At 75.5% G+C, this 18,411-nt stretch carries 20 protein-coding genes; 10 read left to right on the top strand and 10 right to left on the bottom strand.

What is annotated here, in order from left to right:
- Positions 1 to 56: 56 nt before the first annotated feature.
- From QSK00_RS16335 to cofC, 3 genes are all read right to left on the bottom strand, one after another.
- Positions 57 to 1,001: an NUDIX hydrolase gene (locus tag QSK00_RS16335; protein ID WP_285592182.1), complete on the bottom strand. Its 945-nt coding sequence runs from the start codon at positions 999 to 1,001 to the stop codon at positions 57 to 59.
- A gap of 34 nt (positions 1,002 to 1,035) precedes the next feature.
- Positions 1,036 to 3,315 carry an RNA degradosome polyphosphate kinase gene (locus QSK00_RS16330; RefSeq protein ID WP_285592181.1) on the bottom strand — a complete coding sequence of 760 codons (2,280 nt, stop codon included), beginning with the start codon at positions 3,313 to 3,315 and terminating at the stop codon, positions 1,036 to 1,038.
- A gap of 63 nt (positions 3,316 to 3,378) precedes the next feature.
- A complete protein-coding gene (gene cofC / locus QSK00_RS16325) occupies positions 3,379 to 4,059 on the bottom strand; it encodes a 2-phospho-L-lactate guanylyltransferase (protein ID WP_285592180.1) in 681 nt (226 codons plus the stop codon).
- Between the two features lie 188 nt (positions 4,060 to 4,247).
- Between cofC and QSK00_RS16320 the strand changes: the two genes are divergently transcribed.
- Genes QSK00_RS16320 through QSK00_RS16310 form a run of 3 tightly spaced genes read left to right on the top strand, consistent with a single transcriptional unit; the run spans position 4,248 to position 6,518 of the window.
- Positions 4,248 to 5,015 carry a lysophospholipid acyltransferase family protein gene (locus tag QSK00_RS16320; protein ID WP_285592178.1) on the top strand — a complete coding sequence of 256 codons (768 nt, stop codon included), beginning with the start codon at positions 4,248 to 4,250 and terminating at the stop codon, positions 5,013 to 5,015.
- The gene (locus QSK00_RS16315; RefSeq protein ID WP_285592177.1) at positions 5,012 to 6,010 is read left to right on the top strand and encodes an NAD(P)H-dependent glycerol-3-phosphate dehydrogenase; all 999 of its coding nucleotides are present in this window, start codon (positions 5,012 to 5,014) and stop codon (positions 6,008 to 6,010) included. The genes QSK00_RS16320 and QSK00_RS16315 overlap by 4 nt, the downstream gene beginning before the upstream one ends.
- A gap of 58 nt (positions 6,011 to 6,068) precedes the next feature.
- On the top strand, positions 6,069 to 6,518 hold the full coding sequence (locus QSK00_RS16310) for an ATP-binding protein (protein ID WP_285592176.1): 450 nt from the start codon (positions 6,069 to 6,071) through the stop codon (positions 6,516 to 6,518).
- Here QSK00_RS16310 and QSK00_RS16305 read toward each other — a convergent pair.
- Positions 6,492 to 7,160 (bottom strand): pyridoxamine 5'-phosphate oxidase family protein, encoded by a 669-nt coding sequence (locus QSK00_RS16305; RefSeq protein ID WP_285592175.1) that lies wholly within the window; start codon positions 7,158 to 7,160, stop codon positions 6,492 to 6,494. The two genes, QSK00_RS16310 and QSK00_RS16305, sit on opposite strands and share 27 nt — an antisense overlap.
- A gap of 70 nt (positions 7,161 to 7,230) precedes the next feature.
- Between QSK00_RS16305 and QSK00_RS16300 the strand changes: the two genes are divergently transcribed.
- From QSK00_RS16300 to QSK00_RS16290, 3 genes are read left to right on the top strand one after another with little or no spacing between them, the layout of a single operon-like run.
- Positions 7,231 to 7,509 (top strand): GntR family transcriptional regulator, encoded by a 279-nt coding sequence (locus QSK00_RS16300; protein ID WP_285592174.1) that lies wholly within the window; start codon positions 7,231 to 7,233, stop codon positions 7,507 to 7,509.
- Positions 7,493 to 8,614, top strand: coding sequence for an aminotransferase-like domain-containing protein (locus tag QSK00_RS16295; protein ID WP_285592173.1), 1,122 nt, complete (start codon positions 7,493 to 7,495; stop codon positions 8,612 to 8,614). Before QSK00_RS16300 ends, QSK00_RS16295 begins: the two co-directional genes overlap by 17 nt.
- An 11-nt stretch (positions 8,615 to 8,625) precedes the next feature.
- Positions 8,626 to 9,726, top strand: coding sequence for a D-alanine--D-alanine ligase family protein (locus tag QSK00_RS16290; RefSeq protein ID WP_285592172.1), 1,101 nt, complete (start codon positions 8,626 to 8,628; stop codon positions 9,724 to 9,726).
- Here QSK00_RS16290 and QSK00_RS16285 read toward each other — a convergent pair.
- Together QSK00_RS16285 and QSK00_RS16280 are read right to left on the bottom strand one after the other, a co-directional pair.
- The gene (locus tag QSK00_RS16285; protein WP_285592170.1) at positions 9,723 to 10,277 is read right to left on the bottom strand and encodes a DUF3515 domain-containing protein; all 555 of its coding nucleotides are present in this window, start codon (positions 10,275 to 10,277) and stop codon (positions 9,723 to 9,725) included. The genes QSK00_RS16290 and QSK00_RS16285 overlap by 4 nt on opposite strands.
- Positions 10,278 to 10,341: 64 nt before the next feature.
- A complete protein-coding gene (locus QSK00_RS16280; RefSeq protein ID WP_285592169.1) occupies positions 10,342 to 10,581 on the bottom strand; it encodes an Lrp/AsnC ligand binding domain-containing protein in 240 nt (79 codons plus the stop codon).
- Between the two features lie 158 nt (positions 10,582 to 10,739).
- On the opposite strand from QSK00_RS16280, the gene QSK00_RS16275 reads away from it, so the two are divergent.
- On the top strand, positions 10,740 to 11,678 hold the full coding sequence (locus QSK00_RS16275) for a thiamine-phosphate kinase (RefSeq protein ID WP_285592168.1): 939 nt from the start codon (positions 10,740 to 10,742) through the stop codon (positions 11,676 to 11,678).
- 89 nt (positions 11,679 to 11,767) lie between these two features.
- Here the strand turns inward: QSK00_RS16275 and QSK00_RS16270 are convergent, their stop codons facing one another.
- The 4 genes from QSK00_RS16270 to QSK00_RS16255 form a co-directional block, all read right to left on the bottom strand.
- Complete coding sequence (locus tag QSK00_RS16270; protein ID WP_285592249.1) at positions 11,768 to 13,096, bottom strand: (Fe-S)-binding protein; 1,329 nt, start codon at positions 13,094 to 13,096, stop codon at positions 11,768 to 11,770.
- Between the two features lie 92 nt (positions 13,097 to 13,188).
- Positions 13,189 to 14,355 carry an FAD-binding oxidoreductase gene (locus tag QSK00_RS16265; protein WP_285592167.1) on the bottom strand — a complete coding sequence of 389 codons (1,167 nt, stop codon included), beginning with the start codon at positions 14,353 to 14,355 and terminating at the stop codon, positions 13,189 to 13,191.
- Positions 14,352 to 15,830: an FAD-binding oxidoreductase gene (locus QSK00_RS16260; protein ID WP_285592166.1), complete on the bottom strand. Its 1,479-nt coding sequence runs from the start codon at positions 15,828 to 15,830 to the stop codon at positions 14,352 to 14,354. Before QSK00_RS16260 ends, QSK00_RS16265 begins: the two co-directional genes overlap by 4 nt.
- 4 nt (positions 15,831 to 15,834) lie before the next feature.
- Positions 15,835 to 16,578: an HAD family hydrolase gene (locus QSK00_RS16255; RefSeq protein ID WP_285592165.1), complete on the bottom strand. Its 744-nt coding sequence runs from the start codon at positions 16,576 to 16,578 to the stop codon at positions 15,835 to 15,837.
- Positions 16,579 to 16,649: 71 nt separating this feature from the next.
- Here QSK00_RS16255 and QSK00_RS16250 point away from each other — a divergent pair, with 71 nt between their 5' ends.
- The 3 genes from QSK00_RS16250 to QSK00_RS16240 are packed head-to-tail and all read left to right on the top strand — an operon-like array spanning position 16,650 to position 18,401.
- Positions 16,650 to 17,189 carry a GNAT family N-acetyltransferase gene (locus tag QSK00_RS16250; RefSeq protein ID WP_285592164.1) on the top strand — a complete coding sequence of 180 codons (540 nt, stop codon included), beginning with the start codon at positions 16,650 to 16,652 and terminating at the stop codon, positions 17,187 to 17,189.
- A gap of 10 nt (positions 17,190 to 17,199) precedes the next feature.
- Complete coding sequence (locus tag QSK00_RS16245) at positions 17,200 to 17,721, top strand: gamma carbonic anhydrase family protein (RefSeq protein WP_285592163.1); 522 nt, start codon at positions 17,200 to 17,202, stop codon at positions 17,719 to 17,721.
- Positions 17,718 to 18,401, top strand: a complete 684-nt coding sequence (locus QSK00_RS16240) for a uracil-DNA glycosylase (RefSeq protein WP_285592248.1) — start codon at positions 17,718 to 17,720, stop codon at positions 18,399 to 18,401. The genes QSK00_RS16245 and QSK00_RS16240 overlap by 4 nt, the downstream gene beginning before the upstream one ends.
- The last annotated feature ends 10 nt before the right edge of the window (positions 18,402 to 18,411 follow it).

Here is an 18,411-nt window from a genome sequence, read left to right as displayed (position 1 = left end):
GTCGGGACCGTCGGCGACCGGACCGTGATGATCGACGGACGGCGGTCGCCGCCCGGTCAGACGGCCGGGTCGCGCACGTAGTCGGCGGCGACGAGCGTCGTGCCGTGGAACGACAGGACCCACGCGCTGCCCTTGCGCGACGGCGGGTCCGCCAGGCGGCGGTTGCTCCGCACCTCTGGTCGCGGGCCGACGTCGGGGTCCGGGTCGGCCGCGAGGTCGCGCACCAGCGTCGGGATGCCGTAGCCCTGCGCGCAGACCGCCGCGACCCCGTCGCCGCCCGCCAGCTCGAGCAGCCGCTCGCGGGCGCGCCGGGGGTCGGCGGCGACGGCCTCGTCGGCGAACGCGTCCTCGGTCAGGATCCCGACGCCGAGCCGGTGCGAGGCGGGTTCGAGGGTCTGCACGCAGCGCGTGCGCCCGACGGCGTGGAGGCGCTCCACGCCGTGCGCGGCGAGCAGGTCGCCGAGCCGGCGGGCCTGCTCGCGGCCGTCCTCGACGAGCGGGCGCGCGTCGTCGTCGGCGTGGCTGCCGCGCTTGCCGGCCTTCGCGTGGCGCACCAGAAGTAGCGTGCGCAGCGGGAACGGGGCGTCGGTGTACTCGGCGAGGACGTCGCGGTCGGAGTCGTAGCTCAGCAGCGGCGTGGCCTCGGCCGGGGCGAGCCAGCGCAGCTCGTCGGTCTCGCCGTTCGGGCTGAAGCTCCCCGCCCCGGCCCGCGCGTCCCAGTAGTCGACGACCTTGCGGTCCTCGCCGACCATGTAGCGCACGGTGGCGACGTGGCGCCCGAGCACCGCGGCGAACCCGGTCTCCTCGGCGATCTCGCGCACCGCGGTCCGGGCCCGCGACTCGCCCTCGTCGACCTTGCCCTTGGGCAGGCTCCAGTCGCCGTGGTGCGGGCGGTGCACCACCGCCACCTCCACCCCGCCGGCCGACGCGGGCCGCCAGAGCACGGCGCCGGCGGCGTGCACCGCCTTCGGCACCGCCTCGTCGTCGGGCAGCGCCATCATCGGTCCGGCTCCGCCGCGCTCCGCGTCCCTGCCCTCACGCCTTGCCCTCGCGGCGCAGCAGCAGCTGGGTCTGGTGGTCGCACACCTGTATCCCCTCGGTCCCCTCCCCGGCCGCGACCGGCCACGGCGTCCAGGAGCCGTCGGGATCGAGGCTCCAGCACCGGGTGGACGGCGCGGTGGCCGAGTCGAGGATCTCGTCGAGCTGGGCGGAGAGCCGTGGGTCGGAGACCGGCGCCAGCACCTCGACCCGGCGGTCGAGGTTGCGGTGCATGATGTCGGCACTGCCGATCCAGTGCTCGCCGGCCCCCACGAAGTGGAAGATCCGCGAGTGTTCGAGGAAGCGGCCGAGGATCGACCGGACCCGGATGTTCTCCGAGAGGCCCGGCACGCCGGCCCGCAGCGCGCAGATGCCGCGCACGACCAGGTCGATCCGCACGCCGGCCAGGGACGCGCGGTAGAGCGCGTCGATGACCTGCTCGTCGACGAGTCCGTTGACCTTGATCCGGATCCCGGCCTTCTTGCCCTTCAGGGCGCGCTTGCGCTCGCCGTCGATCCGCTCGATGAGGCCCCGCCGGACGCCGTAGGGGGCCACGAGCAGGCGCCGGTACTTGCGACGGCGGGCGTAGCCGGTGAGGACGTTGAACAGGTCGGTCAGGTCCGCGGCGATCGTCTCGTCGGCGGTGAACACCCCGATGTCCTCGTAGAGCCGGGCGGTCTTCGGGTTGTAGTTGCCGGTGCCGAGGTGGCAGTAGCGCCGGATCGTCGAGCCCTCCTGGCGGACCACCAGCGCGGCCTTGCAGTGGGTCTTGAGGCCCACCAGGCCGTACACCACGTGCACCCCGGCCCGCTCCAGCGCGCGGGCCCAGTTGATGTTGGCGCGCTCGTCGAACCGCGCCTTGATCTCGACGACCGCCACGACCTGCTTGCCCGCCTCGGCCGCCTCGATCAGCGCCTCGACGATCGGGGAGTCGCCCGAGGTGCGGTAGAGGGTCTGCTTGATCGCGAGGACCTTCGGGTCGTTCGCCGCCTGCTCGATGAAGCGGTGCACGCTCGTGGAGAACGAGTCGTAGGGGTGGTGCACCATCACGTCGCCCTCGCGCAGGGTGGCGAAGATGCTCTTCGGCGTCTCGCCCTCCGAGAACGCCGGGTGCGTCGCGGGGACGAACACCGGGTCCTTCAGCTCGGGGCGGTTGAGCGCGAGCAGCTCCATCAGGCACGAGAGGTCGAGCAGCCCCGGCACCTGCACCACGTCGTGCGGGTCGACGTCGAGCTCGCGCAGCAGCAGCTCGAGCATGTGCTCGCTCATCCGGTCGGTGATCTCGAGGCGCACCGGCGGGCCGAACCGGCGGCGGGCGAGCTCCCGCTCCAGGGCCTGCAGCAGGTCCTCGTCGCGGTCCTCCTCGACGTCGAGGTCGGCGTTGCGGGTCACCCGGAACACGTGGTGCTCGGCGACCTCCATGCCCTCGAAGAGGTGGTCGAGGTGCTCGGCGATGAGGTCCTCGATCGGGAGGAACCAGCACCGCCGGTCGAGGTTGGTCGAGTCGTTGTCCGCGTCGTCGCCCTCGCCCGGCTCCGGGCCCACCCGCACCAGCCGCGGCACGTTGTTCGGCACCTTCACGCGGGCGAAGTGCTCGGTGCCGGTCTGCGGGTCGCGCACCGCGACCGCGAGGTTGAGCGACTGGTTCGAGATGTAGGGGAACGGGTGCGCCGGGTCCACGGCGAGCGGGGTGAGCACGGGGAAGACCTGCGCGTCGAACCAGGCGGAGAGCCGTTCGCGGGCCTCGGTGGAGACCCGGTCCCACCCGATGAGGTGGACGCCGGCGTCCTCGAGGGCCGGCCCGACGTCGGTCTGCCAGATCCGCGCGTGCTTCTCGGCCAGCTCCTGGTTGCGGGCCGCGATGCGGGCGAGCTGCTCGCGCGGGGTGAGGCCGTCCGCGCTGCGCACCGACAGTCCCGTCTCCTCGCGGCGCTTCAGCCCGGCCACGCGGACCATGTAGAACTCGTCGAGGTTCGAGGCGAAGATCGCCAGGAACTTGGCCCGCTCGAGCAGCGGCTGGCTGGTGTCCTCGGCCAGCGCCAGCACGCGGGCGTTGAACTCCAGCCACGACAGCTCGCGGTTGTCGTACCGGTCGTCGGGCAGGTCCGCCGGGACGTCGTCGGCGGACGGCGTCGCGGCCGCGGGTGCCGTCGGCAGCCGGGTCCGGCCGTCGAGCGGCCGGGTGGGCGGCGCCGGGGCGGGCGGGGGCGGGCCGGGTTCCGAGATCGGACCGGCCTCCCCGAGCGTGGTGTCCGTCGAGTCGCTCACGTGGCCCATTCTCACCCGCGGGGCCGCCCGGGGGTGACCGGAGCGCGACACGCCACCCCGCGGGACGTCCGATCAGCGGCAGCCGGCGGCGACGGTGGCGAGCCCGGGCCAGGCCCGGGTGGCCGGCCCGACGCCGAGCGCGCGCACCTCGTCGAGGTCCCCGGGCACGTCGACGTCGTGGCGCAGGCCCGGCCAGGCGCCCGCGAGGGCCACCGCCCCGGCCGCCGCGTGCGCCGCTGCCGAGTGCGGGCCGAAGCGGGGGACGAACCCCGGCCCGGCGACGAGCAGCGAGGTCCCCTCCCCGGTGTGGTCGGCGACGAAGGCCGCCGGCGCGTGCCGCAGGGCCGCCCGCGCGGCCGCGAGGGCCTCGTCGAGTTCGGCCGCACGCAGGGCGGGCAGGTCGGCCAGGAGCACCCCGACCGGCGTCGTGCCCAGGTGCTCCGCCCCGGCCCGGATCGCCGCGTCGAGCCCCCGGCCCGGGTCGGCCACCAGCTCCACCCGCGGGTCCCCGACGACGACGGCGGCTCCCGGGGCTATCAGGCGCGGCTCCGAGGTCACGACGACGAGTCGGCGCACCGCGGAGGCGAGCACCGCGGCGAGGGTGTCCGTGGCCAGGGCGAGCGCGAGGTCGGCGTGGGCGGCGCGCGGGTCGGTCGCCGGGACCGCGGCGCTGGCGCCGGCGAGCCGGGTCTTGGCCCGCACGAATTCCTTCACCGGGACGACGAGGCTCGTCGCGCCACCGCGTTCCGCCATGCGTCCCATCCTGTACCCGGCGGGCCGGGCGAGGCCACCGAACGGCCGCCCGCGGGAGGCGTCGGGGCCGGATCGTCTGGACGGCGATCACCGGCCACGGGAGACTCCCCGCAGCGTGCCGGGGGCGGCCCGGCACGGTCGACGGTGACCGGACGGTGCGTCGACGGTGAACGAGGAGGCGGACCCCGGTGGCGATCGCAGACGGTTCCCCGACGACCCCCGCGTCGGCACCCCGCGCGGTGACGCGTCGGCGTCGGGAACCGGGCGGCCCCTGGGTCGCCCTGGCGGCGCTGGTCTTCTACCCGATGACGTGGTTGCTGGCGCGGCGCCGGATGATCGGCCTCGAGCGGGTGCCCGCGCAGGGACCCGCGTTGCTGGTGTGCAACCACGTCTCCTACCTGGACCCGGTCTACACGGCCGTCTTCGTGCACCGCGCCCGGCGCGTGCCGCGGTTCCTCGCGAAGGACTCGCTGTGGCGGGTGCCGGTGTTCGGGAAGATCATGGCCGGGTCGCGGCAGATCCCGGTCTCGCGCGGGTCCCGCGACGCGGGGGCGAGCCTGGCCGCCGCCGAGACCGCTCTCGCCGACGGCGGGGTGGTGGTCATCTACCCCGAGGGCACCATCACGCGGGACGCGGCGGGCTGGCCGATGGAGGCCCGGTCCGGGGCGGCGCGGCTCGCCCTGCTGCACGACGTCCCGGTGATCCCGGTGGTGCACTGGGGCACGCTCGCGGTCTACGACCACTACCGCAAGCGGGTCCGGCCCTCACCGTTCGGCACGACGATCACCGTCCGCGCGGGCGAGCCGCTCCCGATGGACGACCTGCGGGCGCGGGTGGGCGACCGGGCCCCGGGCGCCAAGCTGATGAAGGAGACGACGGAGCGCATGATGGCGGCGGTCGGCGCGCTGCTCGAGGACGTGCGGGGCGAGGTCCGGCCGACGGGGGACGCCGCGTGAGCCGGTACGCGGTCCTCGGCGCCGGGTCCTGGGGCACCACCTTCGCCAAGGTGCTCGCCGACGCGGGCACCGAGGTGACCCTCTGGGCCCGTCGGCAGGAGGTGGCGGACGCGATCACCACCGACCACGTGAACCCGGAGTACCTGCCCGACATCAAGCTCCCGTCCGCGCTGCGCGCCACGCACGACGCCCGGGTCGCCCTCGACGGCGTCACCGCGGTGGTCCTGGCGATCCCGGCCCAGCGGCTGCGCGAGCACCTGGCGGACTGGGCGGACGAGCTGCCGCGCGGGGCCACCGTGGTGAGTCTCGCCAAGGGCGTGGAGATGGGCTCGCTCAAGCGGATGAGCGAGGTCATCGCGGACGCGGGCCGCGTGTCCCCCGACCGCATCGCCGTGCTCTCCGGCCCGAACCTCGCCGGGGAGATCGCCGCCGAGCAGCCCACCGCCACGGTCGTCGCCTGCTCGGACCACGACCGGGCGGTCGCGGTCCAGCACGACTGCTCCACCGGCTACTTCAAGCCCTACACCAACGTCGACGTCATCGGCTGCGAGCTCGGCGGAGCGTGCAAGAACGTCATCGCGCTGGCCTGCGGCATGGCGTCCGGTCAGGGCTACGGGGACAACACCACCGCCTCGCTCATCACCCGCGGGCTCGCCGAGATCTCGCGGCTCACGGTCGCCCTCGGCGGCCAGGCGATGACGCTGGCGGGGCTCGCGGGGATGGGCGACCTCGTCGCCACGTGCTCGTCGCCGCTCTCGCGCAACCGCCGCTTCGGCGAGTCCCTCGGTCGCGGCATGACGGTGGCCGAGGCCGAGCAGGCCAACCACGGGCAGGTCGCCGAGGGGGTGAAGTCCTGCGAGGCGATCGGCGAGCTGGCCCGCACCCACGGGGTCGACACCCCGATCGTGGACGCCGTCCGCCGGGTGTGTGCGGGAACCGTCTCGGCGCGTGACGTCGGTGACGAACTGATCAACCGTGAACGCAAGCCGGAGTGACACCCTCCGCCGCAACGAGTGCGTTTCGTGTCGGTCCGTCCGAGGAAACCCTGCCCTCGTGGACGTGCTGCAGCGGATGGGGCCGCCGCCTCGCGAGACCGTCGATCGCCCGGTGGTCTCGCTCGGTCGGACCGCCCCGGCGGACCGGTCGAACGCCTCGGCGCTGCGCCGCTCCTTCCGGTCCTGGGTGCGCGAGTGGGCCGACCCCGACACGGCGGACGATCTCGCCCTCGCCGTGTACGAGGCGCTCGCCAACGTCGTCGACCACGCGTACTCCACCGCGACGCACCCCGGCGAGATGCGGCTGTGGGCCGCGGTCTCGCCGCCGCTGCACGGTGGCCGCGACCTCGTGGTCACCGTCTCCGACGACGGCCTGTGGCGGCGTTCGACCGGCTGCGGCTGGCGCGGCCGGGGCCTGCCCCTGATGCACACGCTGGCCCGCGCCACCGTCCTGTCCGGCGTCCACGGCACCACCGTCCAGCTACGGAGCCGGGTCTCCCCGGAGTGACCCTCGGACCCACCGCGTGACGTGGGCGGGCACGGGGGTGTCCGCCGGCAGCGCCGGGCAGGTCCGCGGCGGTCCGAGCACGGTGGTCACCGGCACCACGCCCGCCCACCGGTCGTCGCCCTGCGCGACGGCCTCCGGGTCGCCGGGCGGACCCTGGCGCACCTTGACGCTCGCCTCGCCCAGATCGAGCGCGAGCACGGCCGTCGCCGCGCTCTCCCGGCGGTCGGGCTGCTTCGCGTGGTCCCACTGCCCGGGCGTGAGGTGCTCGACGATGGCCTCGAGGGCCCGGAGGTGCTCGTCGGGGTCGGTGACCCGGCGCGCCCGTCCCCGGACCACCGCACTGCGGTAGTTCGCCGAGTGCGCGAACACCGACCGGGCCAGGACCAGGCCGTCGAGCAGTGTGACCGTCAGGCAGACCTCCTGGTCGCGCGCGAGGCTCGCGGCGCCGCTGGAGCCGTGGACGTACACGACGTCGTCGACCCGGGCGTGCATCGTCGGGAGGACCAGCGGGGCGCCGTCGGCGTCGACCAGCCCGAGGTGGCAGATCAGCGCCTCGTCGAGGACCGCGTGCAGCGTGGTGGGGTCGGACTGCTGCCGGTCGCGCTTGCGCCGGACCTGCGTGCGCGGCGTGGGGGAGAGCATGCCGACGATCGTCCCCGGCCGCGGTGGCATGCTGCGAGGGCCACTTCTGGCCCATCCCGGGAGGCCACTCGTGATCGTCGTGCTCGACCGGTCGGCGCCGACCCCGCTCGCCGTGCAGGTCGCCGACGGGCTACGGGCCGCGGCGCTCGACGGGCGGCTGCGCGCCGGTGACCGGGTGCCCGCCACCCGCACCCTCGCCCGCGAGCTCGGGGTCAGCCGCACCGTCGCGGCGGCGGCCTACGACCAGCTCGCCGCCGAGGGGTGGCTGGGCGCCCGCCGGGGGTCGGGGACGTTCGTTGCTGGCGGAGCCGTCCCTCCGTGGGAGGACGTCGTTGCCGTCGTCCCATGACGGCGACGACGCCCTCCTGCCACGGCAGGGGACCGATCTGCGCCCCGGCGCCCCCTGCCTGGAGGTGCTCGACACCGCGTCGTGGCGGCGCGCGTGGCGCCGGGCGGGCGACCTCCCGCCTGCGGAGCGGCCGGAGCACGCGGGGGTCCCGGCGTTCCGCGCCGCGGTCGCCGAGCACCTCCTGCGCCACCGCGGCCTCGTCGACGCCGACGTGATCGCGACGGCCGGCACCACCGCCGGGTTCGACGAGCTCGTCGCCCTGCTCACCCGCCGCCTCGGACGGCCGGTCCGGGCCGGGCTCGAGGACCCGGGCTACCGCCGCGCGGCGGGCGTGCTGCACGCCGCCGGCGCCGAGGTGACCGCGCTCGCGGTCGACGGGGACGGCCTCGTCGTCGAGACCCTGCCGCCGGGGCTGGACCTCGTGTTCGTGACGCCCGCGCACCAGTACCCGCTCGGCGGGCGCCTGCCGGTGGCGCGGCGCACCGCGCTCGTCGAGCGGGCCCGGGCGGAGGGGTTCCTGCTGGTCGAGGACGACTACGACGGCGAGCTGCGCTACGACGTCGCCCCGCTGCCGGTGCTCGCCGGGCTCGGACCGGACGTCGTGGTCCACCTCGGGACCGCGGGCAAGATCGCGACGCCGTCCCTCGGCGTCGGGTGGCTCGTCGCCCCGCCGGCCGTCGCGGCGGAACTGCTGGCCCGACGGCGGGCCACGGGCGTCCGACCCGCTCCCGCCGGACAGCTCGTGTTCGCCGCCTGGGCCGACGACGGCGGACTGGGCCGTCACCTCGCGCGGCTGCGCCGGGAGCTCGCGGTCCGGCGCTCGCTCGTGGTCGACGCGGTGCGCGCGGCCGGCCACGCGGTGCTGGGCGACCGGGCCGGGGCGCACCTGGTGGTCCCGCTGGCGTCGGCCGCGGCCGAGCGGGCGGTGGTCGACGCGGCGACCCGGGCGGGCGTGCTCGTGGACGGTCTGGCGCAGCACCACCTCGGCGCGGCGACGGTGCACGGGGTGCTCGTCGGCTGGGCGGCTCCACCCCGGGCGGAGCTGGTGCGGGCCCTCGACCGGCTCCGGGGCGTGCCGGCCGGGGCGGGCGGCGCGCCCGCGTAGGGTGCGGCGCCATGGGAGCGGGAGCACGCCCGACGTTGCTGGTCCTGTTCGGCGGGCGGTCGGGGGAGCACGCCGTCTCCTGCGTCTCCGCCGGCGGCATCCTCGACAACCTCGACCGCGAGCGGTTCGACGTGGTGCCGGTCGGCATCACCCCCGAGGGCGTCTGGCTCGCCGTCGGCGACGACACCTCGCCGTGGCGGCTGCACGGCCGGGAGATGCCGCGGGTGACCCTCGCGTCGGGTGAGCCGGTCGCGCTCCTGCCCGACCCCACCCGCCGCGAACTGATCAGCCTCGCCGAGGGCCGGCGCGGCGAGACCGTGGCCACCGTCGACGTCGTCTTCCCGGTGCTGCACGGCCCCGCGGGGGAGGACGGCGAGGTCCAGGGCCTGCTCGAGACCGCCGGCATCCCCTACGTCGGCGCCGGGGTGTGCGCGAGCGCCGCCTCGATGGACAAGGTCGTCACCAAGCGCATCCTGCGCGACGCCGGGCTCGCCACCGGCGACGCCGTCGCCCTCGACCGGACGGCGGCCGACCTCGAGCCGGCGGACCGCGAGCGGCTCGGCCTGCCCGTGTTCGTCAAGCCGTCCCGGGCCGGCTCGTCGGTGGGCATCTCCCGCGTGACGGCGTGGGAGGACGTGCCCGCCGCGGTCGCCGTCGCCCGCGAGAGCGATCCGAAGGTCATCGTCGAGGCCGGCATCGCGGGCCGCGAGATCGAGTGCGGGGTGCTCCAGTTCCCCGACGGCCGCGTCGAGGCGAGCGTGCCCGCCGAGATCCGCCTGACCGGCGACGCCGACTGGTACGACTTCGACACCAAGTACCTCGACGACGCCTGCGAGCTCGACGTCCCCGCCAAGCTCGACGACGACCTGGCCGAGCTCGTGCGCGACCAGGCGGTCCGGGTCTTCCGGACGATGGACTGCGCGGGTCTCGCCCGCGTCGACTTCTTCGTCACCGAGGACGGCCGCGTCCTGGTCAACGAGCTGAACACCATGCCCGGCTTCACCGCGACGTCGCTCTACCCGCGGATGTGGGCCACCACCGGCGTCGACTACCCGACGCTGCTGACCACGCTCGTCGACTCCGCCCTCGCGGGCGGCACCGGGGTGCGCTAGCGGGTCGGCGTCGGGACCGGCGGACCCGTCGGGTCGGTGTCCCGGCTGACCAGGGTGATCTTGACGCCGCGCGACACGTCCTGGATCGCGCCGCTGCCGATGCCGTCGGGCAGGGTCAGCCCGACGAAGATCGCGCGGTCGACCGTCACCCAGGTCGTCGCCCCGGCGCCGGGGATGCGCAGCCAGTCGACCCCGTCGACGTCGAGCAGCGGGCTCGTCGGACCGAGCTCCGGGGGCGTGGGCAGCCCGCAGCGCAGCACCACCGGCTGGTCCTCGGGCCGCCCCGACGCCTCCCGCTCCCCACCCCACGCGACCGTCCCGGCCGGGACCGGGTTCGCCAGGGCCCGTCGCGGCAGCAGCCCGTCGCCGGTGTTGATGTCCTGTGGGAGCCCGGAGAGCAGGCGCGAGCAGTCCGCCGACGCGGCCGCGGGCACGGGGACGGGCGCGAGCGCCAGCGGCCCGGTGTCCGGGTCGGGATCGGTCTGCCGCCCGAGGACCTGCGAGGCGATCAGGACCCCGACGACGAGCAGCACCGGCAGCGCCAGCGCCACACCCAGCAGGACGCGGGGGAGACGGCGATCGAGCTCCGGTGCCCGGGTACGCGCCACCGGGCGGTCAGGCCGCGGAGGAGCCGACGACCGAGCAGGTCAGGGTGCGGGTGATGCCCGGCACCTTCTGCACCGCCGTGATGGTGTCCGACAGGGTCGTGGCGTCGTTGGAGTCCACGTGCACGATCACGTCGTAGGGGCCGGTCACGTCCTCCGACCGGGAGACGCCGTCGATCCCGGCCACGTCCGACGCGACCGCGGCGGCGCGGCCCACCTCGGTCTGGATCAGGATGTAGGCCTGGACCACGAACGGGCCTCCTCGGGGAGCGGGCGTACCCGCTCGGGAGTCGAGAGGGCGCGCACGGGTGACACGACGCGTCGGAACGTACCGCAGGGAGCAGACGGGTGAGCCGGTCGGGAGATGCGCCACAACGGAGCCCGGCGCGGGGGCCGTCCGGCGGGCACGTGTCCGACCTGGGTGAGTTCGGGGTGATCGACCGCATCGTGGCCGGCCGCCCCCAGCCCGAGGGCACCCTGCTCGGTCCGGGGGACGACGCCGCGGTGGTGGCGGCGCCCGACGGCCGGGTGGTCGCCACCGTGGACACCCTGGTGCAGGGCGTGCACTTCCGGCTGGACTGGTCGGGGCCCGAGCAGGTCGGCCGCAAGGCCGTCGCCGCCAACCTCGCCGACATCGCCGCGATGGGCGCGGTCCCGACCGGCCTGCTGCTCTCGCTGGCCTGCCCCGCGTCCACCCCGACCGACGTGGTCGAGGGGCTCGCGGCCGGGATCTGGGACGCCGCGGCCGAGGCGGGCGTCGGGGTGGTGGGCGGGGACACGGTCTCCGCCGAGCAGATCGTGGTGACGATCACCGCGCTGGGCGACCTGGAGGGTCGGGCCCCGGTACGCCGCTCGGGCGCGAAGGTGGGCCACGTCGTCGCCGTGTGCGGGGTGCTGGGCTGGTCGGCGGCGGGCATGGAGGTGCTGCGCCGCGGGTTCCGCTCGCCGCTCGCCATGGTCGCCGCGCACCGCACGCCGCGGCCGCCGATCGCGGCCGGCCCGGTCGCCGCCCGGGCCGGCGCCAGCGCGATGATCGACACGTCGGACGGGCTGCTCGCCGACCTCACCCACGTCGCCGAGGCCTCGCGGGTGCGCATCGACATCCGCTCCGAGCTCGTGCCGGTCGCCGCCAAGCTGCGCGACGTGGCGTCCGCGCTCGGCGGCGACGCCCTGCGGTGGGCGCTCACCGGCGGCGAGGACCACTCGCTGGTCGCCTGCTTCCCCGACGAGGACGCCGTGCCCGAGGGCTGGACGGTGTTCGCCGAGTGCCGGCTCGGGATCGGCGTGACCGTCGACGCCGACCGGTGGGGCGGCGCGGGCGACCCCGGCTGGCGACACTGGCGCTGAGACGACCCCACCCGCCGTCGTGAGGGTGACACCTGGCAGGTCGCGAGGTGCCCGGGCCTGCCTGACGTCACCCTCGCGACCGGCGACGCCTACATCCCGGGCGGGCGCACTCCCCGGATCGACGCGTCGATCAGCTGGATCGGGTGCAGCATCGGCAGGTCGCCCTCGAGGTACTTGCGGATCTGCAGCAGGCAGCCGGGGTTGGCCGTGACCAGCAGGTCCGCCCCGGTGTCCCGGATGTTGTCGGCCTTGCGCCGGCCGAGGTCACCGGCGGCCTCGGGCTGGAGCATGTTGTAGATCCCGGCCGATCCGCAGCAGATCTCGGCCTCGGGCAGCTCGACCAGCTCGACCCCCGGCACCGACCGCAGCACGTCGCGCGGCTGCTGCCGGATCTTCTGGGCGTGCCCGAGGTGGCAGGCGTCGTGGTAGACGACGGTCGCGTCGACCCGGTGCCGCGGGGCCCGGGACTCGGCGAGGGCGTCCGCGAGCACCTCGGAGACGTCGCGGACCTTGCGGGAGAACGCCTCGCCGCGCTCCTTCCACTGCGGGTCGTCGGCGAGCAGCTCGCCGTACTCCTTCATCGACGACCCGCAGCCGGCCACGTTGACCGCGATGACGTCGACGTCGGCGTGCTCGAAGACGGCGATGAGCTCCTTGGCCCGCCGGATCGACTCCTGCTCGCGGCCGGCGTGCAGCCCGAGCGCCCCGCAGCACGCCTGCTCGCGCGGCGCGACGACGTCGTAGCCCTCGGCCGCGAGCACGCGGGTGGTGGCGAGGTTGACCTGGTGGAAGAAGACGTCCTGCACACAGCCGGTGAGCATCCCGATCCGGCCGCGCCGGACGGGGTGCTCGGAGGTGGTGCGCGCCGGGGTGACGGCGGGGGTCCGCGCGAAGGCGTCGCGGACGCTGACCGGCGGGAGCAGCGACTCCATCGCCACCAGCCGCTCGAAGCGCTTCGGCAGCTTCGCGAGCAGCGCGTCCATCCGCTTCGGCCGCAGCTTCTGGTAGAGCGCCCCACCGAGGGAGGCCGCGCGCAGCCGCCGCTTGTAGGGGAACAGCGTGAAGATCGCCTCGCGGAACAGCTTGTCGGCGCGGGGCCGGGGGACGTTGCGCTCGATCTGCGGGCGGGTGGCCTCGAGGAGGCGGTCGTACTGCACGCCGGAGGGACACGCCGTCACGCAGGCCATGCAGCCGAGGCAGCGGTCCATGTGCGTGGTGAAGGCGCCCTCGAGCGGGATCTCGCCCTTCTCGGCCATCTCCATGAGGTAGATGCGGCCACGGGGCGAGTCCATCTCCTCGCCCCAGAGGGCGTAGGTCGGGCAGGTCGGGAGGCAGAACCCGCAGTGCACGCAGTCGTCGAGCAGCTCCTGCGCCGGCGGGTGGTGGTCGTCGAAGCTGCCGTGCGTGGCCGCCGCCAGGGCGTCGGTGCGCTCCGGGCCGGGCGCGTTCTCCCCGCGCTGCGAGGTGAAGTCCGGTCCGGGTCCGGCGGGACCGGTCGTGGGCGTACTGGTCACGCGGACGCTCCTTCGGGGACGGGCAGCCAGGGGGCGAGCCGGCCGCGGCCGAGGCGGTGGTCGGGGTCGAACGCGGCGGCGACGGAGCGCAGGAGCACGGCGCTCGACGGGGTGGGGCCCCACGCCGGCACGGCGGAGCCCGCGGGACGGGCCCGCAGGGTCGAGGTGCCGCCGAGGTCCGCCACGCGGGTGTGCACGGCGTCGACCGCGACGGGCTCGGCGGGGACGGTGAACGTGGCGACGCCGGTGGCCGGGGCGGCGGTGACGCCGGCCGCCCCGAGGTCGGCGACGAGACCGCCGAGGAGGTCACCGAGCCGGGTCGGGGCGACGCCGACCCGGAGCACCGCCCGGTCGTCGGGCCGGACGTCGACGGCGTCGCGGTGGGCCTCCCACGCGGCGTCCGCGTCGGCGGTCGCGAGCACCTCGGCGTCCGCGCCGAGCAGGTCGACGAGCCGCGACGCGCGGCCCTCGACCCCGGCCTCCGTGCCCTCGAGCAGGGCCAGGAGGCGGCCGTCGACCCACTCCAGGGCGGCGGCCTCGACCGGGGTGTCGGTGACCGCGCGGCCCGCCGCCGGCACCCCGGCGGGATCGGGCACCTGCAGTGCCACGGTCCGCGTGGCGGCCGGGAGCGGGTGCAGGCGCAGCACGATCTCGGCGACCACGCCGAAGGTGCCGTACGCCCCGTGCAGCAGTTTCGCGAGGTCGTAGCCCGCCACGTTCTTGATGACGTGCCCGCCGGAGCGCGCGACGGTGCCGTCGGCCAGCACCGTCGTGACCCCGATGACGAGGTCGCGGAGCGTGCCGAACCCGAGGGCCAGCGGCCCCGCGTCCGCCGTCGCGAAGAGGCCGCCGACGGTGGCCCCGCGACGGGCGCGCGCGGCGTCGAGGGCGACCCGCTGGCCAGAGGCGGCGAGCACCTCCTGCAGGTCGGCGAGGGGCGTGCCCGCGCCGACGGAGACGGTCATGTCGCCCGGGTTGTGCGCGATGACGCCGGAGAGGCCGGCCACGGAGATCGGGGTCGCCTCGCCCACGAGGGGCGCGCCCCAGTCCGCGGCGGTGCCGGCCCCGGTGGCGACCACGGGACCGGGGGTGTCCCGCACCGCGTCGCGCAGCTCGGTCAGGGAGGCCGGTGACGTCGGTGTCGTGTTCACGGATGCGCTCACAGTCGGCTGATCACTCCGGCCTCCTCCAGGGGGTGCGGGCGGAACGGCCCGGGACGCTCACCGCACAGCCGCGGGGTCGGGAAGATCTTGCCGGGGTTGCAGAGCCCGGCCGGGTCGAAGCCGGTGCGGACCCGCTGCATCACGGCCATGTCGTCGTCGGTGAACTGGCGACCCATCGAGCACGCCTTGTCCGCGCCGATGCCGTGCTCCCCGGAGAGCGAGCCGCCGAGCTCGACGCAGAGCTCGGCGATGCGGCTGGACAGGTCCTCGGCCGCGTCGTGCTCGCCGGCGGCCTCCGAGTAGAGGACCAGCGGGTGCAGGTTGCCGTCGCCCGCGTGGAACACGTTGGCCACCCGCAGGCCGACCTCGGAGCCCATCTCGGCGATCTGCGAGAGCACCTCCGCGAGCCGGGTCCGCGGGACGACGCCGTCCTGGACGATGTAGTCCGGGCTGATCCGCCCGACGGCGGCGAAGGCGGCCTTGCGGCCCTTCCACACCCGGGCGCGCTCGTCGGCGCTGTCGGCGACGTGGATGCGGGTCGAGCCGTGCTCCTCGCAGATCCGGGTGATCTCGGCGAACTGCTCGTCGCACTCCTCGGCGGGGCCGTCGAGCTCGATGATCAGCGCCGAGGGCGACTCGACGGTGTAGCCCGCGCCGACGGCGGCCTCGGCGGCCTCCATCGCGAGCGAGTCCATCATCTCGACGGCGGCCGGCACGATCGCGGCGTCGACGATCGCGCCGACCGTCTCGCCGGCGGCCTCGACCGAGGGGAAGTCGGCCAGCACGGTGCGCACCGCCTCAGGCTTGCGCAGCAGCCGCACCGTGACCTTCGTGCAGATGCCGAGGGTGCCCTCCGAGCCGAGGAACACCCCACGCAGGTCGGGGCCGGCCTGCTCGGCGGTCGGTGCGCCCAGGGTGACCACGCTGCCGTCGGCGAGCACGACCTCCATCTCGAGCACGTGGTTCGTCGTGAACCCGTACTTCAGGCAGTGCGCGCCGCCCGAGTTCTCGGCCACGTTGCCGCCGATGGTGCAGACCTGCTGGCTCGACGGGTCGGGCGCGTAGTAGAGCCCGTGCGGCCCGGCCGCCCGGGAGATGTCGAGGTTGAACACGCCGGGCTCGAGGACGGCCCGGCGGTTCTCGACGTCGATCTCCAGGATGCGCCGCAGCTTCTGCAGCGAGATGACGACGCCGTCGGCGACCGGGAGGGCGCCCCCGGACAGGCCGGTCCCGGCGCCGCGGGCGACGAACGGCACGCCGTGCCGGGCGCACACGCGCACGCAGGCGGCGACCTCCTCGGTGTTCCGCGGCAGCACGACGACGGCGGGGACCTGGCGGAAGCCGGTCAGCCCGTCGCACTCGTAGCTGCGCAGGCCGACCTCGTCGGTGATCAGGCAGTCGTCGGGCAGGACGGCGGCGAACTCGCGCGCGAGTGTGGAGGTGGTGCTGCTCGCGGCGGTGGTGGTCGTGCTCATGGCGTCACACATCCCCTCGGGTGGCCCCCGGATCCTGACCTGCCGCGCGCACGACCGCCACCAGAGCGGCCGGGTCGGACAGGTCCTCGCTGACGTGGTCGGCCCCCGCGGCCACGAGGTCGTCCACCGAGGCGGCCCCCGTGGCGACCCCGACGGCGATCGCCCCGGCGGCGTGCGCGGCCTCGACGTCGCGCGGGGTGTCGCCGACGACGACGAGCCCCACCGGCCGTCGGTGGCGGCGCTCGAGGGCCTCGCGGGCGGCGTGGACCAGCGCCGCGCGGGGCCCGGGGAGGTGGCCGTAGACCCCGTCGTCGAGATCGAACGTCCCCGGGTGCAGCCCCGCGACCGTCAGCTTCAGCTCCGCGCCGGCGCGCACGTTGCCGGTCAGCACGATCTGGTCGACGCCGGGCTCCGCCGCGAGCAGATCCACCGCCTCGCGGACGCCGGGCAGCACCGTCAGCGTCTCGGCCAGGGCGGCGTCACGGCCCCGCCACTGCTCGCCGATCGCGGCGATCATCTCCTCGGTGTACGCCGGGCCGCGGTCGTGCAGCGGCGCGGCGTGGGTCGCGGGCAGGCCGTCGCGGAACGCCTCGGCGACCAGGTGGTCGGTCATCCCGCCCATCGGCACGTGCGGCGGCTCGTGCCCCGTGACGGCGTGGAAGGCGTCGCGCAGCACGTCGCCGCCGACCCGGCCGCCGCGCAGCAGCGTGCCGTCGATGTCCCAGCAGACCCCGACCGGACGTCGCACGCGCGAGGCCCCTTCCCGACGACGGGTGACCGACGTCGGGCATGCTGCCCGGATCCGGGATGATCGGCCGGGTGGAGACCACCGGACTCGAGCTCGAGGTGGCCGCCTACGACGACCCGGCGAGCGTCCGGTTCGTCGACGCCGTGCAGGCGTTCTACCGCGAGCGCTACGGCGGGATCGACCGCACCCCGGTCGACCCCGCCGAGTTCGCCCCGCCGCGCGGGATCTTCCTGCTCGGTGCGCTGCCCGGTGTCGGACCGGTGTGCTGCGGCGGGTGGCGGCGGTTGACGGCCGAGGCGATCCCCGCGGCCGACCGCGGGGTCCTCCGGCCGCTCGACGCCGAGATCAAGCGCATGTGGGTCGATCCCGCCCACCGTCGCCGCGGGTTCGCCGTCGCCCTGCTCGAGGAGCTCGAGCGCACCGCCGCCGCGGCCGGCTGCCGGCGGACCGTGCTGGAGACCGGCACCCGCCAGCCGGAGGCCGAGGCGCTCTACCGGCGCCAGGGGTACCGGCCGATCCCCAACTTCGGGGTGCACCGCGACGAGCCGGACAGCACCTGCTTCGCCCGCGGGCTGGACCCCCGCGGGGGTGGACGGGCCGCCCGCGGCTAGCGTCAGCGGGGTGCCGATCTACGCCCTCGGCGAGGCCGAGCCCGACATCCACCCGGACGCCTACGTCCACCCCGACGCGGTGGTGATCGGCTCGGTGACGCTGGGACCGGAGGCGTCGGTGTGGCCGACGGCGGTGCTCCGGGGCGACGACGGGCACATCGTCGTCGGCGCCCGCACGAGCATCCAGGACGGCTCGATCATCCACACCACCCGGCGGCAGCCGACCGTGATCGGGAACGACTGCACCGTCGGGCACAACGTCCACATCGAGGCGGCGACCATCGCCGACCACGTGCTGATCTCGTCCGGGTCGGTGGTGCTGAACGGCGCGCGGGTCGACGAGGGCGCGGTCGTCGCGGCCGGCGCGGTGGTCAGCCCGCGCTTCCACGTGCCCGCCCGCCGCATGGCGCGCGGGGTGCCGGCCACGATCCGCCCGGACCACGAGGTCCCCGACGGCGCCTTCGCGTACGCCGTGACGTCCTACCGCGAGCGGGCCCGCCGCTTCCGCACCGATCTCCGGAGGATCGCCTGATGGCCCGCCCCCTGTCCGAGACCGTCGAGGCGGGATGGGCGCAGGCCCTCGAGCCCGTCGCCGACACCATCGCCACCATGGGCGACTTCCTGCGCACCGAGGTCGCCGAGGGCCGGACCTACCTGCCCGCGGGGAAGAACGTGCTCCGGGCCTTCCAGCAGCCGTTCGAGCAGGTGCGCGTGCTCGTCGTCGGGCAGGACCCGTACCCGACGCCGGGCCATGCGGTCGGCCTGTCGTTCTCCGTGGCCCCGGACGTGCGACCGCTGCCGAAGAGCCTGCAGAACATCTACCGGGAGTACACCGAGGACCTGGGGCACCCCCCGCCCACGAACGGCGACCTGACGCCCTGGACCGAGCAGGGTGTGCTGCTGCTCAACCGGGTCCTGACGGTGGCCCCGGGCGCCCCGGGTTCGCACCGCAACAAGGGCTGGGAGAAGGTCACCGAGCAGGCCATCAGCGCCCTCGTCGAGCGGATCGACCAGCCCCTCGTCGCCATCCTCTGGGGCCGGGACGCACGCTCCCTCGTGCCGCTGCTCGGCGAGGACGTGCCGACCGTCGAGTCCGCGCACCCCAGCCCGATGTCGGCGGCGGGCGGCTTCTTCGGGTCGCGGCCGTTCAGTCGCGTGAACGAGTTCCTCGAGGAGCTGGGCGACGAGCCCGTGGACTGGCGCCTGCCCTGAGTGACCGGCG

It is taken from the genome of Actinomycetospora sp. NBRC 106378, from assembly GCF_030269685.1.
Taxonomy (GTDB): Bacteria; Actinomycetota; Actinomycetes; order Mycobacteriales; family Pseudonocardiaceae; genus Actinomycetospora.
This window is presented reverse-complemented; position numbering and strand designations above follow the sequence as displayed.